Source organism: Aminipila butyrica (assembly GCF_010669305.1).
Taxonomy (GTDB): Bacteria; Bacillota; Clostridia; order Peptostreptococcales; family Anaerovoracaceae; genus Aminipila; species Aminipila butyrica.
This window is the reverse complement of sequence record NZ_CP048649.1, coordinates 2,929,431-2,943,356: the sequence shown is the minus strand read 5'-3', so window position 1 is coordinate 2,943,356 and position 13,926 is coordinate 2,929,431. Positions and strand designations below refer to the sequence as shown.

Here is a 13,926-nt window from a genome sequence, read left to right as displayed (position 1 = left end):
TACTATGGATATTCTCAAAATATGAAAAGAGGTAATCCGAATGAATTATGAAGTTGTTACATTGAAAGAGAAAATTGTAGTCGGCACCTGTGCAAGGACCGGTAATGATGATCCCGATTGCGTTAAAATCATCGGTGGCTTATGGCAGAAGTTTATGGCTGAGGGTATCTGGGAGTCCATAGAGAATAAAGCGAATACGTATTGTATCGGACTTTATTCTGATTATGATGAAACGTCCTATGATGTAACCGTTGGCTGCGAGGTGTTGGAAAACAGTAACCCAAAGCTGACTGAAAAACGAATTTCCGCTGGACAATACGCAGTATTTCATGTGAAAGGTGATGTGGTAAAGGCTGTGTCGGAGGCCTGGGGAAAAATCTGGGACATGCCTTTAGACCGAAGTTTTTCTGGTGATTTTGAAGAGTATTTGAGCAATGATAACGGTGTGGCCGAGATTAATATTTACATTGCACTAAAATAAAAAATCAGCGGGTAAAAATAATATCCGCTTGTAATCGAAAAATCTAAAAGAGACATCTTCTGAACGCTGGAATGTTGAAAATCCAGCATTTTTCCTTTAGTTAGAAGCCAAAACCAGCAACCATGCCGGAAAGTATTTAACCGTTGTGTCATATCCTTTTACTTGACAAATTTAAAAATACTGAGTATGCTTGAGAAAAACAGTTAGCTATAGCTAACGATACTGCCATATCATAAATAAATGCTGGTTAAAAAAAGGATTGGATGCAGGAGGGAGTTCGATGCAAATAAAGCTTGACGGAGTGATGGAAACATTACTTATAACCCTTTACGTTAGGGCAAAGGATGCCATGAGTGAAACGCCTGTCATAAATGATAAAAAGGCCGTGGAAATGGTAAAGAATATTGAGTATGATTTTTCAAAATTTGATAATGGATGGATGTCTTATTATGGGGTTTTGGCAAGGGCTAAAATAATGGACCGGGAAGTGAAGAAATTTATTGAAGTAAACCCTGATTGTGTGATTGTTTCTGTGGGTTGTGGCCTGGATACGAGATTTTCACGTGTAGATAACGGCAAAATTACATGGTACAATTTGGACTTCCCAGAAGTAATGGAACAGCGAGCCCTGTTTTTTGAAGAAAACAGCAGAGTAAAAAACATAGCCAAGTCGGCTTTAGACCCAACATGGCCAAAAGACGTGAAGGCAGAGGGGAGAGAAGTTCTTATTCTTTCAGAGGGAATGTTGATGTATCTGAAAGAAAAAGAAATCAAAGACTTTTTGGAGATCCTGACAAATGGCTTTGAAAGTTTTGAGGCGCACTTTGATTTGCTCTATAAAATGCTTGTTAATAAAGGCAGTAAGCATGACACCGTGAAGAACATGAATGCGCAATTTCAGTGGGGAGTAAAAGATGGAAAAGAAATCGTTCATCTCTGCCCTCAAATGAAGCAAATCGGGCTAATTAACTTTACCGATGAATTGAAATATTTGCTACCAGGGTTCAGAAGACTTTTAACGCCATTTTTATATTTAACAAATAACCGACTGGGCATCTACACCTATGAAAATAAGGAGTAATTCCAGCCCTTCCATTAAAAAGTGAGACTGTTTACAATTGCAGCCTCGCTTTTTTTATTGCCAAATAAGGGGGAAAACGCTATTGCTCGAGAGACCGAAGCGTGGTCCTATAAAAGTTGCAAATTTTTAATAAAAAAGATTGAAATATATGTTGAAGTAATATATTATAATGATATATCATAAAGATATGTAATGCGAGAGTATGGTAAGACGAAAGAGGAAGCTTATGAGAGAAAATACGGGAAAAACAAAATATATTATTTTGGGCCTATTAGCCCATGGACAGCAAACCGGATACACCATGAAGAAGGCGATAGAATATGAGCACAGTCACTTCTGGCAGGAAAGCTATGGGCAGATCTATCCGACGCTGAAACATCTGGTGGGCGAAGGGCTGGCAGAAATCATAGAGAGTCCAGAGCATAGCAATGGGAGAGGACAGAAACAGTATGGCATTACTGAAGCGGGCAGAACGCTCTTGGCCCAATGGCTGGCAGAAGCACCTGATGTAGAAAAACTTCGCTATGAGATTCTTATTAAGGTTTCTTTTGGAGAAAGTACAGAGCCGCAGGTGATCCTAAAACATTTGGATGATTTCATCAGAAGGAATGAAGAAAGTATTCTTGAGATGGATAAATTCCTCTTGTATTTTGACAAGCTGAAAGAGCAGGAGCAAGATCATACCTACAAGGAACTGACTGCGCTGAGCGGAAAATATTTGTATACAGCGATGAAGGAATGGGCCTTAGAGGCAAAAAAGATTATTTATGAAAGAAAGGTTGGTAAACCATGAGACAGAAAATCCGCAAAGGGATGCTTGCATACAGTGCAGTCTTATTTCCCATCACTTTTATCTTCCTATCGCCATACATTATTATTGTGTCGGCCAGGATGGGCGTTATTAGCGGCAGTGGGGTCATGTTTGCTTTTCTGTTTTTAAGCTCCATAGTAGGCAGTCGGTTATATTGCGGATGGCTTTGTCCAGGCGGAGCTGTTCAGGATATGGCTGGCTATGCCAACAGCAGACCCTGGTTTGGCCGGTTTAAAATTCGATCGAAGTATATCATATGGGGTATCTGGTTTTCCGTTGTGGTTTTTCTCTGGATAAAAAATGGCCCGCTGGAAGTACATTTCTTCAAGATGTTTAACGGAGGACTTGCCGGACTTTTGGTGTATGCTGGTGTAGCCAGCATTATTTACTTTTTTTCTCTTGTCACAGGGAAGAGGGGCATGTGTCACAGTATTTGCTGGATGGCGCCTTTTATGGTAATAGGGGAGAAGACCGCAGACTTATTGCATATTCCTCGGTTTCGATTAAAAGCGGACAGCAATGCCTGCATTTCTTGTGGGCAATGCGATAAAAAGTGCCCGATGAGCATAGGAGTTCAGGAGATGGTGCGGAAAGGCAATATGGATCATACAGAATGTATCGCTTGTCTGGAATGTGTGGATAGCTGCCCTAAAAAGGTAATTCGCTTCGGAGTTGGCAGACAACAGAAAAAAAATTCATAAATCATCTCAAGAATAAAGCGGCTCATTCACAGAAGAATGAGCCGCCTTTTAGTTTTAGGTATATTCATCTTTATCTTTATAGTCTTATACTGATTTCTCCGGTATTCAGCACTTCTCGGGTTCCGTTTTCGTATTCTACCAGCAGGCCTCCATCCCGGTCGATATCCAAAGCTAAGGCATGAACAGACTGGGGAGGCTGGCCTTGGCCGGCTTGACTGCTGTAATGCTTGATGACATCAATCTCCCGGCCCAGTACAAGGGAGCGGCTTTTGTATTCCTCGAGAAAGCTGCGGCTTTCCAACTGCTGGTAAACTGCCAACAGCTCATTGACTACCTCTGCTGCCAGCTGATTGCGGGAGACGGATGCCGGCAGGACACCGGCCTTTTGGCGCAGTTCCTCCGGAAAGCCCTCCGGCGGCAGCTGACAGTTGATGCCGATACCGGTAGCGATGTAGTCGATAGCACCCGATTCAAAGTCCGTAATCGCCTCGGTGAGGATACCGCAAATCTTCTTCCCGTCCAGATAGACATCGTTGACCCATTTGATTTGTGCCTCGGCACCGGAGACCTTCTGAATGGCCCGGCACACAGCCACAGAAGCAGCTGTGGTGGTCAGCACCGACTTAGACAGATCAAAAGACGGCTTCAACAGCAGCGTTAGATAAATGCCGGAAGATGCCGGGGAGTAAAAGTCCCGGCCCAAACGGCCTCGTCCTTTCGTCTGCTCGTTGGCAGCCACCAGAGCTCCTGAGACCGGCTCTTCCATGGCCAGTCTTTTGGCAGCAGAGTTGGTGGAATCTACCGTCTTATAGACGTACAGAGGCAGTTGGGCTGCCGTTTCCCCTAAATAGAGACGGATACCCTGCTCAGACAGGAGATCGCTGGAATCCCTTAGGGCATAGCCTTTGTTGGTAACCGCTTCGATGGGATAGCCCTCCTGGCGGAGATGCTGCATGGCCTTCCAAACAGCCGATCTGGAGACCCCCAGCTGGCTGGCCAACGCTTCTCCGGACAGGCTTTCCCCCTTGTTCATCTCTAAGACCCGTATAATCTCCTCTTTCACAGACATATGTTCCTCCTATTACAGCAAACACCCACTACTATCAGCGGTCCAGAGCGGCTCTCAGCTTTACTGTCAGCAGTGCACCTGCGGTAATTTTCAGTGCATCTGCCAGCAAAAACGGCAGCACGCAGGAAACCAACGCCGTCCATAGGTCTGTGTTGGTGGAAAACATAAACCAGGCGGTGCCCAGCAGATAACAGGTTGAAAGACCGATAGCCATAGCTGCAGCATGGATGTACAGATTATTTTTCTTATTCAACTTCTCTATTATAAGGCCTGTGAGGAAAGCTGTCAAAAGATAACCCAGCAGATAACCCCCTGTAGGACCTACCAGATTGCCGAACCCGCCCGTATAGCCCTTGAATACTGGAGCGCCAAAAGCGCCTAACAGCAAGTAGACAATCATGCTGAGGGAGCCGTATCGACTGCCCAGGAGAGAGCCGGTCAACATGACCGCTAACGTAGCCAGGGTAATAGGCACTGGTGTGAAGGGCAGGGGGATGATGATGCCCGAGCAAATGCCCGTTATGGCGGCAAAGACCGCACAGAGAATAAGTTTTGTTGTTTTCGTATAATGCATGAAATTCACCTCGTTTAGTTTAACAATATACCCCAGTATAAAAGCTAGGACGAACAATGTCAACCTTAAAAATAAAAAAGGTTTACAATAGAAGCTGAATCTTTAAGCAAAGAATGAGACAAAATAACAGAAGCATTCCATGCTAAAGGCTAAAATTCTCATTTGACTGTGGTTTTCATTGCCAATTTGTGATAAAATAAATAATTATCTTAAATATAGTGATAGGCATACAGCAGCGAAATCGAAAGAGGACACGGGCAGATGACTATTTGCGGAGGTGCTGAATGAAAAAGAGAATTGTTACCATCAGCCGTACTTATGGAAGCGGCGGAAGAATAATCGGACAGAAATTGGCAGAGGATATGGATGTACCTTTTTACGATAAGGCACTCATTGACCGGATTGCAGAAGAGACTGGCTTTTCTAAAGACCTGATTGAAAATGCTGAGATGAGAGCAAAAAACAGCTTTTTATATACGCTGGCTACCAGTCTGGGCGGCAACGGAGATGCCGGTGTTGACGGCCTTTCCTTGAATGACAAGTTTTTTCTGGCTCAGGTAAATGTCATCCGACAGATTGCAGAGGAAGGTCCTTGTGTCATCGTCGGGCGCTGTGCGGACTACATTTTACGGGATATGAACGAAGCCAGCAAGATCTTCATCTGTGCGGAGATGCACAACCGGATTCAGCGAGCGGTTCAAGAATATGGTATGGATGAAACAACGGTAGAAAACGAAATTAAGAAGATTGACAAGGCTAGAACCAATTATTACGCTTACCACACCGGCAGAAAGTGGGGAGATGTGCTAAACTACCACTTGACGCTGGACAGCGGTTATATTGGCTTGGAAGATACCATTGCTGTAATCGAAGAGTTTTTAGAGCGGAGAAAGTACTAGCGATAAAGAACTGGACAGCATGTTAGCCAGATAGATAAATATAAGGAAGGAATTTGCGATATGACAACGACAAAAGGCACCTATTACATCACAACGCCTATTTATTATCCCAGCTCCAATTTGCATATTGGGCACACCTACTGTACGGTAATGGCCGATGCTATGGCCCGCTTTAAGCGGCTTCAGGGCTATGACGTGCGGTTTTTAACCGGTACGGACGAGCACGGACAGAAAATTCAGACTGTGGCCAACAAGGAAGGCGTAACACCTCAGCAGTATGTAGACCGCATTGTAGGCGGCATCAAGGATCTGTGGAAGACCATGGAGATTTCCTATGACGACTTTATCCGCACCACGGAACCTCGCCATGTAAAACGGGTGCAGAAGATATTTAAGCAGATTTATGAGAAGGGCGACATTTATAAAGGGGAATACGAAGGACTTTACTGCACCCCTTGTGAATCCTTCTGGACAGAGAGTCAGCTGGTAGACGGGAAATGTCCTGACTGCGGCCGCCCTGTTCAGCCGGCCAAGGAGGAGGCTTATTTCTTCAAACTCTCCAAGTATCAGGATCGCTTATTAGATTTATTTGAAAACAATCCAGAATTTTTACAGCCGGATACCAGACGAAATGAGATGATTGCTTTTGTCAAACAGGGTCTGGAAGATTTGTGTATTTCTCGGTCCACTTTTGACTGGGGGATTCCGGTACCTATTGATGAAAGGCACGTGATTTATGTGTGGCTGGATGCACTTTCTAACTATATTACAGCTTTGGGTTACGGCAGTGATGATACGTCACTGTATGATAAATATTGGCCTGCGGACGTTCATCTGGTAGGCAAGGAAATCGTGCGTTTCCACTCGGTGATCTGGCCGGCTATGCTGATGTCCATGGATGTGCCGCTGCCGAAGAAGGTTTTGGGCCACGGCTGGCTGCTGCTGGAAGGCGGCAAAATGTCTAAGTCCAAAGGGAATGTAGTAGACCCGGTGAAGCTTATCGAGCGGTATGGGGTCGATGCGTTGAAGTATTTTCTGCTGCGGGAATACACCTTCGGACAAGACGGTGTTTTTACCAATGAGGTTATGCTGAAACGGATGAATTACGATTTGGCTAATGACTTGGGCAACCTGGTATCCAGAACCGTGTCTATGATTGAAAAATATAATGACGGTAAGGTTCCGCCAGCACTCTGCGGTACTTTTGGCGTGTGCGGAGACGAAAATTGCACGGCGGGCACGGAGGGACTGGCTACCGATGCAGACTTAAAACACATCGCTACAGGTGCCGCGCAGAAAGTGGCCGACCATATGGATAAATTCCAGTTCAACCAAGCCTTGGAAGAGATTTGGGTGGTGGTTCGCCGAGCGAACAAGTATATCGATGAAAATGCCCCTTGGGTTTTGGCTAAGGATGAAGAAGGTAAAGATCGCTTGTGTACCGTGCTCCATAATCTCTCAGAGACTATCCGCATTGTATCGGTATTGATTTATCCTTTCATGCACACTACATCTAAGGAGATTCGCAAGCAGATGGGCCTGTGGTTTGCTGATCCTATCTGGGAAGACGCTTTCCAATTTGAGCAGATGAACGGAGAACAGGTAAAGAAGGGGGAAGCTATTTTCCCTCGGCTGGATATCGAAAAGGAATTGGCAGAGCTGGAGACTTTACAAAAGAGCGGAGAACCGGAGAATGTCCCACTTGAACTGAAGCCGGAAATTCAGTTTGAAGATTTCGATAAGATTGACCTGAGGGTAGGAACTATTCTTGAAGCAGAGAAACATCCGAAGGCGGACAAGCTGCTAGTGTTTAAGGTCAAGCTGGGTACAGAGATTCGCCAGGTCATTTCTGGCGTAGCAGAGCATTTCAAGCCAGAGGATTGTGTGGGCAAAAAAGTAGTTGTAGTTGCTAACTTGAAGCCAAGAGCACTTCGAGGCATGGAGTCCAGAGGCATGCTGCTATTTGCCGACAACGGTGAGCGACTGGAGTTTGTCACTACAGAAGCAGAGGACGGCAACTCGGTTAATTAAAATAAGAAAAAATATAACGATATTTACAACTTTAAGAAAAGCCGTAGGGGTTTAAAATCCTACGGCTTTTTCTTGTCTATATAATCCAACAGTCCCCGGAGGTTTTCCGGAGATAGTTTTTTCAAAGGCTGCCCCTGCTGGTAGAAATAATACTGCCCATCTTCTTGATAGAGAAAAATACGGTCATCTAATTCCTGTTTTGGCAAGGCATCATCTGCTTTAATCCATACGGAATAGGTTCCACTGGTCGGGGGGATGCTGATAATCAGGTATTGGCTATGGCTGGCCTCATCAAAAGCAGCCAGCTGCTTGCTGGAAACCTCGGCGGCATGGTCATATAGCTGTTGAATCCTTGCAGCTCCTTTCATATCAAAGGCATCGATGATATTTGTGTAATGCCCCTCTTTAAATTGAGTAATGGACAGAGGCAGGTATTGACTGCTGGCGATAATCTGCTGCCTGTCTTTTCCCTGCCAAACAATGTCTTTTTCGCCGTTCCAAGAAATGTTGGCCGAAAGCTGATTACTGTTGAAGAAGACAGAAGGTATAACCTCATACAGTTTAACCTTTATCTGATTGTTTTCTTTATCCTCATAGACGTTAATTCTGGCACTGGTGTTTGTTTGTTGAAGGCTGCCATGTATGGAGTATACTGCCTTGTCAGCATCGTAATTCCACTGATAATTGATGGCGGCCTCTTCAATAAATACAGGGGTGCCAATAATAAATAAACGGAGAAAAATACTAAGCAGCGCCAGGCAGGAAGCAGCAATCACGCCAGCCAAAATATAAGACCTTCCTTTAAGGGAACGTTTTGCTTTTCGCATATAGTCTATTTCGGTATTTGGCATGGTGGGGCAGTCAATCGGTTGCTGTATTCTTTCAAGGTCTTTTCTGCAATTTTCACATTCGTCTAAATGTTGCCGAATTGCGGCATTGCTCTCTTCGCTGGTCAGCTTTTCAGCATACAAAGGAAGCAGATCCCGAACGACAGGACAATTCAATGTATTTTTCATTCTAATCCCTCCATTAAAGTTTTCTTGCCCCGGTAAAAGGTTACTCGTGCCCATGTCTCAGACTGATTTAAGACTTCGCCAATTTCTTTGTAACTAAGCTCTCCTGAAAGCCGCAGATACATCACTTCTCGCATGGGATCAGGCAGGCTGTGGAGCAGGTGATAAATACTCAATTTATCCTGCTGAGCTAGCACAGTTGACTCAATTGATGGCGACCCATCCGGCAGTGAATCATCCAGCACCTCCGTTTTTCTTCGGCGGTTTTTCTCCAATTCTTGATACCATAAGTGTTTTGCAATCTGGCAGAGCCACGTAGACATTTTACAGCTGCCATTATATGTATCTATGGATAATATGGCGCGGTAAAAGGCCTCTTGTGTCAATTCTTCTGCCGTATGAGTATTGAGCGATAGCGAAAACAGATATTTATAAATCAAATCGGCATACTCCTTGTAGATTTCATCCATCTCCCACACATCATTACCTCCTAGCCTATATTTTTTTTAACGCAGCCTGTACAGAATCTACATATTGGATGTTACTAGACATAAAATTACCTCCTAAACATATATCTGCTTTGGAGGTAATTCGTTACATTAAAATAGTAAAATATTTTTGCATGTTTTTCGGTGCCAAGCTAATTCGATTTCGACCGAACCAAATTAATTGGTCGGATTCTGATATTGAAAGCGGCTGATGAGATCTTTCAGCATTTGAGCCTGCCCCGACAGTTCTTCACTGATGGCGGCGCTTTCCTCGGCAGTAGCACTGTTAACCTCTACCACGTCAGAGACTTGGGTAAGGCCGGCAGTAACCTGAACGATAGACTGCTTCTGTTCCATGGTTTCGTCAACGATATACTGGATTACATCTGCGGACTTTTCTGAATCCAGGATAATATTTTCCAAAGACTGCGCCGTATCGGAGACGATGGCAGAGCCGTTGGCAATGGCAGACTGAGACCGGGCAATAAGTTCTGCTGTATTTTTTGCACTTTCAGCGGACTTGCTGGCCAGGTTTCGGACTTCGTCGGCTACGACAGCAAAGCCTTTTCCGGCTTCTCCAGCCCGAGCGGCTTCCACCGCGGCGTTCAGGGCCAGGATGTTGGTTTGAAACGCGATGTCGTCGATATTCTTAATGATTTTACCAATCTCCGCAGAAGCTTGGCTGATTTCTTCCATCGATTCAATCATTTTTTCAATTTGTTTTTGTCCCTGAGCCGTGGTGGCACTGGCTTCCAGGGTAATCTGCTTCGCCTTTTCGGTATTTTCTACGGTTTGGTTAATCTGAGCAGCCATGTTTTGCACGTAGGTCTGGAGCTCCTGAACCGAGCCGGATTGTTCGGAAGAACCTTGTGCCAGGGTCTGAGCGGCGTTGGATACCTGTTCGGAGCCCAGGGCTACCTCAGAAGAAGCCATGTCAATCTGAGATAAGGTATAGGAAATCTGCAAGGAGAAGTCTTTGATAGACTGATAAATCTCGGACAAGTCACCCACATAATCTTCTGTATCAGCCAATATGTAATTTCCTTTAGAAAAGTCTTTCATGGTGGTGTCAATGTGGTAGATTGCTAGACCCAGGTGTCCGATGGTATCTTTAGTGGCCAGGGCTAGGGTTTCTAGTTCGTCGCCGGTGTTGACCTCCGGTACAGGGGTATGAAGATCCCCTCGGCCTAGCAGGCTCAGACGATCTGTAACCACTTTTAAATGCTTGGAGATTCGCCCAGCCATGATGTACATGCTAATCATGCCTAGAACGCCAATCAGCAGGGAGGAAATCAGGATGACGATTTCTGAAATTACCTTTGCCCGCTGAAACTGACCGATGGTTTTTTCGATATCATCATAATAATTGCCGGTGCTGATATACCAGCCGTAAGGCTCGTAAAGTTCTGTAAATGCCCGCTTTTTAAAGTTGCCCTCTTCGTTGGGTTTGGTAAAATAAAATTCCGAGAAACCGCCGCCTTTCTGATCTCCAGCCGCAATCAGGTTCTGGATGAAGTAAGTGCCTTCGGGGTCGGTGTTATTCCAGCGCATCGTTCCCTCATAGTCGGGATTCATGTGCACTTGACAGGTGCCGTCTTTCAAGTCAGCCCAAAAGTAACCGTCCCCACCATTATAGCGGGTATCCCGAACAATAGAGGCAGCCTGAATCATCTCCTGCTCCTGGGTAATCTTTCCGTCCAGATATTGCTGATGGTTCACCGACAGCGCGCTGATGACGGTATCCACACTGGTCTGTATGGTGGTGTCAAATTTCTGCTCCTCTGCTTGGATGGAGGAGTTGTGCGCTTTGCTCAGCTCCACGTAGGAGATGATACCCTGAACTAAAATGGTAATTAGAATCAATAAGCCGAAAAATAGTACTAATTTTGCCTTAATTTTTAATTGTTTAAACATAGGTGTCTTCTCCTTTATTTGCTGGAAAAAGTAGATAAAATATTATTTCCCTATTTAATTACCCTCTTGTGGGCTTAAAGTAACAGATAAATTTTCTATCCAACTCTGAGTTTTCAATATACAGGCTTCCCGATTTTTAGAAGCGGGATTGACGAACTGAATTTCTGACAGAAAAGTATTTCCCTCAAACAAGGCCTTCATGTCTGCCAAACATTTCTCAGTAGACCCTCCTCCGCAGCAGGTGAAGAAACACATCAGCTTGTTTTCTAGATGAGCCTTTGCGGCAAAGGTTCGCAGGGCAGGGGCAAATGTGCCGGCCCAGACAGGCGCTCCCACAAAAATCAGCTCGTAGTCCGACAGGTTGGGAACAGGTTCGGCCAGCTTGGGGGTCATTTTTTTCAAGGCACTGTGACCGCCAGATATATATTTAAGCGGACCCTTGTCTGGTACGGGCTTTTCTAACTTTAATTCCAGCACATCGGCGCCGGTGGCTTTGGCTATGGTTTGACCAATCAGCTTACAATTTCCCTCTAGGGAATAAAAGACTACGATACTTTTCATAACATCCTCTTTTCTGCCTCCGTGGGGTTCAGGCGTTTTATATGGAAGGGTAGCGGTTTAGCGTATTCATTTTATACGCATTAGTGACAGATATCAATAATAATAAAGTAAAAAAAATGTTATACTATTGTCATAATTATGTAATAAATTCTTCACTTTTAAGGTTTAAATTAAAATGGGAGACTTTCCTTGATATTTTCCAGTTTACGAAAGAGAGAAGAAAGAAACAATGGGGGTGAAGAGGTGCAAGGGAAAGAAACAATATTTTTAGTAATTCCTGCATATGAGCCAGATGAACGGATGGTTGAGCTGCTAAAACAAGTCTCAGCTCGGGGAGAGTTTACAACCTTGGTGGTGGATGACGGCAGCGGGCCGGATTACCAGCGGCTGTTTGCAGAAGCAGAGAAATATGCGATCGTTATTCGGCACGAGAGCAACCAAGGCAAAGGCTGTGCATTGAAAACAGCTTTTAAAGCCATTCAAGCCATGGCGCGAGAAGCTGTCGTGGTGACTGCCGACGCCGATGGGCAGCATCAGCTGGAGGATATTACAGCAGTGGCAGAGGCCCAGCGGAATCATCCGGGGGCGTTAACTCTGGGTAGCCGAAGGTTTGCAGGAAAAGTTCCGCTAAAGAGTCGCATCGGTAATTCGTTGACGGCACAGGTGGTCGCCCTGTCACTAAAAAGGAGAGTAGGAGATACGCAGACAGGCCTTCGCGCCTTCGACAGCAAGGACTTGCCTGTTCTGCTGAACATCGAAGGCAGCCGATATGAGTATGAGATGAACATGCTGCTCTATTGGAGCCGGGCGGAGCGAACAATTTGGGAAGAACCGATAGAGACTATTTACTTAGATGACAATGTGGGCAGCCACTTCCATCCGCTTCGAGACTCTTATCAGATATACCGTGAAATTTTCAAGTTCAGTTTTTCCTCCGGTATTGGATTTCTGGTGGACTATGTGTTGTATGCGCTGCTGCTGGTCATTACTAAGGGGATGCCCGTTCATTTAAGCGTGAGCATAAGCAATATTCTTGCTCGGGTGATCAGTGCTGGGGTAAATTATTCCATCAACCGAAAGTTTGTCTTTAAAGATCAAGGTCAGGTAGTCAAAACAGCCGCTCAATATGCAGCCCTGGCGGTGGTAATTCTCATCTGTAACACCCTCTTGCTGTCTTATCTGGTGGCCACATGGATTCCCAACCAGTTAGAGGCTAAAGTGGTGGTGGAGCTGACACTGTTTCTGTTCAGCTGCGTTGTACAACGGTGGTTGATTTTTAGAAAGCCCGCGGCTCAGGGGCGGTATTAGTGGGATGATAAGGGGAAAAGAGGGAGGACAGAAGGGGAGAAATGTGATAAGATTGGAAGAAAGGTGTCCCATCAGGGGAGCCTCAGAAAGGAACAGAAAGAGATGTTATTTGATTCACATACACATTTGAACAACGAGGATCTTAGCGAAGAGGACAGAAGAGAGTTGGCGGAAAAAATTGAGGCCTCTGAAGTCGATTATGTTATGGACGTGGGCTTTGACTTGGCCAGTTCAGCTTTAGCAGCCAGCCATGCAGAACGTTATCCCTGGTGCTATGCAGCAGTAGGCTGCCACCCTCACGATACCAAGCACATGGATGCAGCTCAGTTGGCTCTTATCAAAGGTTTGACAAAAAAAGAGAAGGTTATGGCTATAGGCGAAATCGGCTTGGACTTTCATTATGATTTTTCTGAGCGAGATATTCAGGTGGAATGGTTCCGCCAGCAAATCCGGTTGGCTAATGAGTTAAAGCTGCCTATTATTATTCATTCTCGGGAAGCAGATGAGCTGGTGATGAATATCCTCAAAGAAGAGGGGGCTTTTTCCCAGGAGCGTATGAGCTGGTTTCCTAGAAGGCCCGGACCAGAAGGCCAGCTGCTGCCTGATGCCCGAGTATTGCTCCACTGCTATTCCGGCAGTAAGGAACTAGGTCAGCAGTATGTAAAGCTGGGAGCTACGCTGTCTATAGCTGGGCCAATCACCTATAAGAATGCCCGCAAGGCTGTAGAAGTAGTGAAGGCTGTACCTCTGACGTTTCTTTTGGTCGAAACAGATGCGCCCTACTTGACTCCGGAGCCTTTTCGAGGCAAGAGGAACATGACTCCTTACGTGGAATATACGGCTAGAAAAGTGGCTGAAATCAAGGAGATATCTTATGAAGAAGTTGCACGGATTACCTGTGAAAACGCCAAGCGCTTCTTTAATATAAAATAAATAAAAAATAGTTAGAGAAATGTAACTAAAATATGGAACAAAATTGAAACCACTGCTGTCAT

Annotated in this window: 14 protein-coding genes; 8 read left to right on the top strand and 6 right to left on the bottom strand. The window is 45.1% G+C overall.

Features of this window, described 5'->3' with window-relative positions:
* The first annotated feature begins 40 nt into the window (after nucleotides 1–40).
* From Ami103574_RS13905 to Ami103574_RS13890, 4 genes are all read left to right on the top strand, one after another.
* Nucleotides 41–481 (top strand): GyrI-like domain-containing protein, encoded by a 441-nt coding sequence (locus Ami103574_RS13905; RefSeq protein ID WP_163067561.1) that lies wholly within the window; start codon nucleotides 41–43, stop codon nucleotides 479–481.
* 259 nt (nucleotides 482–740) lie between these two features.
* A complete protein-coding gene (locus tag Ami103574_RS13900) occupies nucleotides 741–1,562 on the top strand; it encodes a class I SAM-dependent methyltransferase (RefSeq protein ID WP_330587101.1) in 822 nt (273 codons plus the stop codon).
* 226 nt (nucleotides 1,563–1,788) lie between these two features.
* Entirely contained in the window at nucleotides 1,789–2,355 is a 567-nt protein-coding gene (locus Ami103574_RS13895) for a PadR family transcriptional regulator (RefSeq protein ID WP_163067560.1), read from the top strand.
* The gene (locus tag Ami103574_RS13890) at nucleotides 2,352–3,074 is read left to right on the top strand and encodes a 4Fe-4S binding protein (RefSeq protein ID WP_163067559.1); all 723 of its coding nucleotides are present in this window, start codon (nucleotides 2,352–2,354) and stop codon (nucleotides 3,072–3,074) included. Before Ami103574_RS13895 ends, Ami103574_RS13890 begins: the two co-directional genes overlap by 4 nt.
* A 76-nt stretch (nucleotides 3,075–3,150) precedes the next feature.
* On the opposite strand, the gene Ami103574_RS13885 is transcribed toward Ami103574_RS13890, so the two are convergent.
* Together Ami103574_RS13885 and Ami103574_RS13880 are read right to left on the bottom strand one after the other, a co-directional pair.
* Nucleotides 3,151–4,143 carry a biotin--[acetyl-CoA-carboxylase] ligase gene (locus tag Ami103574_RS13885; RefSeq protein ID WP_163067558.1) on the bottom strand — a complete coding sequence of 331 codons (993 nt, stop codon included), beginning with the start codon at nucleotides 4,141–4,143 and terminating at the stop codon, nucleotides 3,151–3,153.
* Nucleotides 4,144–4,177: 34 nt separating this feature from the next.
* Nucleotides 4,178–4,717: a biotin transporter BioY gene (locus Ami103574_RS13880; protein WP_163067557.1), complete on the bottom strand. Its 540-nt coding sequence runs from the start codon at nucleotides 4,715–4,717 to the stop codon at nucleotides 4,178–4,180.
* Between the two features lie 284 nt (nucleotides 4,718–5,001).
* Between Ami103574_RS13880 and Ami103574_RS13875 the strand changes: the two genes are divergently transcribed.
* A complete protein-coding gene (locus tag Ami103574_RS13875) occupies nucleotides 5,002–5,616 on the top strand; it encodes a cytidylate kinase-like family protein (RefSeq protein WP_163067556.1) in 615 nt (204 codons plus the stop codon).
* 60 nt (nucleotides 5,617–5,676) lie between these two features.
* Complete coding sequence (gene metG, locus Ami103574_RS13870; RefSeq protein ID WP_163067555.1) at nucleotides 5,677–7,647, top strand: methionine--tRNA ligase; 1,971 nt, start codon at nucleotides 5,677–5,679, stop codon at nucleotides 7,645–7,647.
* A gap of 59 nt (nucleotides 7,648–7,706) precedes the next feature.
* On the opposite strand, the gene Ami103574_RS13865 is transcribed toward metG, so the two are convergent.
* The 4 genes from Ami103574_RS13865 to Ami103574_RS13850 all read right to left on the bottom strand — a co-directional run bounded on the left by Ami103574_RS13865 (nucleotide 7,707) and on the right by Ami103574_RS13850 (nucleotide 11,623).
* Nucleotides 7,707–8,663, bottom strand: coding sequence for a zf-HC2 domain-containing protein (locus Ami103574_RS13865; protein ID WP_163067554.1), 957 nt, complete (start codon nucleotides 8,661–8,663; stop codon nucleotides 7,707–7,709).
* Entirely contained in the window at nucleotides 8,660–9,130 is a 471-nt protein-coding gene (locus tag Ami103574_RS13860) for an RNA polymerase sigma factor (RefSeq protein ID WP_163068019.1), read from the bottom strand. Before Ami103574_RS13860 ends, Ami103574_RS13865 begins: the two co-directional genes overlap by 4 nt.
* A gap of 195 nt (nucleotides 9,131–9,325) precedes the next feature.
* Nucleotides 9,326–11,062, bottom strand: a complete 1,737-nt coding sequence (locus Ami103574_RS13855; RefSeq protein WP_163067553.1) for a methyl-accepting chemotaxis protein — start codon at nucleotides 11,060–11,062, stop codon at nucleotides 9,326–9,328.
* Between the two features lie 54 nt (nucleotides 11,063–11,116).
* The gene (locus Ami103574_RS13850; RefSeq protein ID WP_163067552.1) at nucleotides 11,117–11,623 is read right to left on the bottom strand and encodes a flavodoxin family protein; all 507 of its coding nucleotides are present in this window, start codon (nucleotides 11,621–11,623) and stop codon (nucleotides 11,117–11,119) included.
* Nucleotides 11,624–11,812: 189 nt separating this feature from the next.
* Here Ami103574_RS13850 and Ami103574_RS13845 point away from each other — a divergent pair, with 189 nt between their 5' ends.
* Nucleotides 11,813–12,931, top strand: a complete 1,119-nt coding sequence (locus Ami103574_RS13845; RefSeq protein ID WP_163067551.1) for a bifunctional glycosyltransferase family 2/GtrA family protein — start codon at nucleotides 11,813–11,815, stop codon at nucleotides 12,929–12,931.
* 102 nt (nucleotides 12,932–13,033) lie between these two features.
* Nucleotides 13,034–13,864 carry a TatD family hydrolase gene (locus Ami103574_RS13840; protein ID WP_163067550.1) on the top strand — a complete coding sequence of 277 codons (831 nt, stop codon included), beginning with the start codon at nucleotides 13,034–13,036 and terminating at the stop codon, nucleotides 13,862–13,864.
* Nucleotides 13,865–13,926: the final 62 nt, after the last annotated feature.

Excerpts from the sequence above, each read along its gene's own strand:
- Ami103574_RS13905 (WP_163067561.1), top strand. The coding sequence starts at position 41 with ATGAATTATGAAGTTGTTACATTGAAAGAGAAAATTGTAGTCGGCACC.
- Ami103574_RS13895 (WP_163067560.1), top strand. The coding sequence starts at position 1,789 with ATGAGAGAAAATACGGGAAAAACAAAATATATTATTTTGGGCCTATTA.
- Ami103574_RS13890 (WP_163067559.1), top strand. The coding sequence starts at position 2,352 with ATGAGACAGAAAATCCGCAAAGGGATGCTTGCATACAGTGCAGTCTTA.
- Ami103574_RS13885 (WP_163067558.1), bottom strand. The coding sequence starts at position 4,143 with ATGTCTGTGAAAGAGGAGATTATACGGGTCTTAGAGATGAACAAGGGG.
- Ami103574_RS13880 (WP_163067557.1), bottom strand. The coding sequence starts at position 4,717 with ATGCATTATACGAAAACAACAAAACTTATTCTCTGTGCGGTCTTTGCC.
- Ami103574_RS13875 (WP_163067556.1), top strand. The coding sequence starts at position 5,002 with ATGAAAAAGAGAATTGTTACCATCAGCCGTACTTATGGAAGCGGCGGA.
- metG (WP_163067555.1), top strand. The coding sequence starts at position 5,677 with ATGACAACGACAAAAGGCACCTATTACATCACAACGCCTATTTATTAT.
- Ami103574_RS13865 (WP_163067554.1), bottom strand. The coding sequence starts at position 8,663 with ATGAAAAATACATTGAATTGTCCTGTCGTTCGGGATCTGCTTCCTTTG.
- Ami103574_RS13860 (WP_163068019.1), bottom strand. The coding sequence starts at position 9,130 with ATGGATGAAATCTACAAGGAGTATGCCGATTTGATTTATAAATATCTG.
- Ami103574_RS13855 (WP_163067553.1), bottom strand. The coding sequence starts at position 11,062 with ATGTTTAAACAATTAAAAATTAAGGCAAAATTAGTACTATTTTTCGGC.
- Ami103574_RS13850 (WP_163067552.1), bottom strand. The coding sequence starts at position 11,623 with ATGAAAAGTATCGTAGTCTTTTATTCCCTAGAGGGAAATTGTAAGCTG.
- Ami103574_RS13840 (WP_163067550.1), top strand. The coding sequence starts at position 13,034 with ATGTTATTTGATTCACATACACATTTGAACAACGAGGATCTTAGCGAA.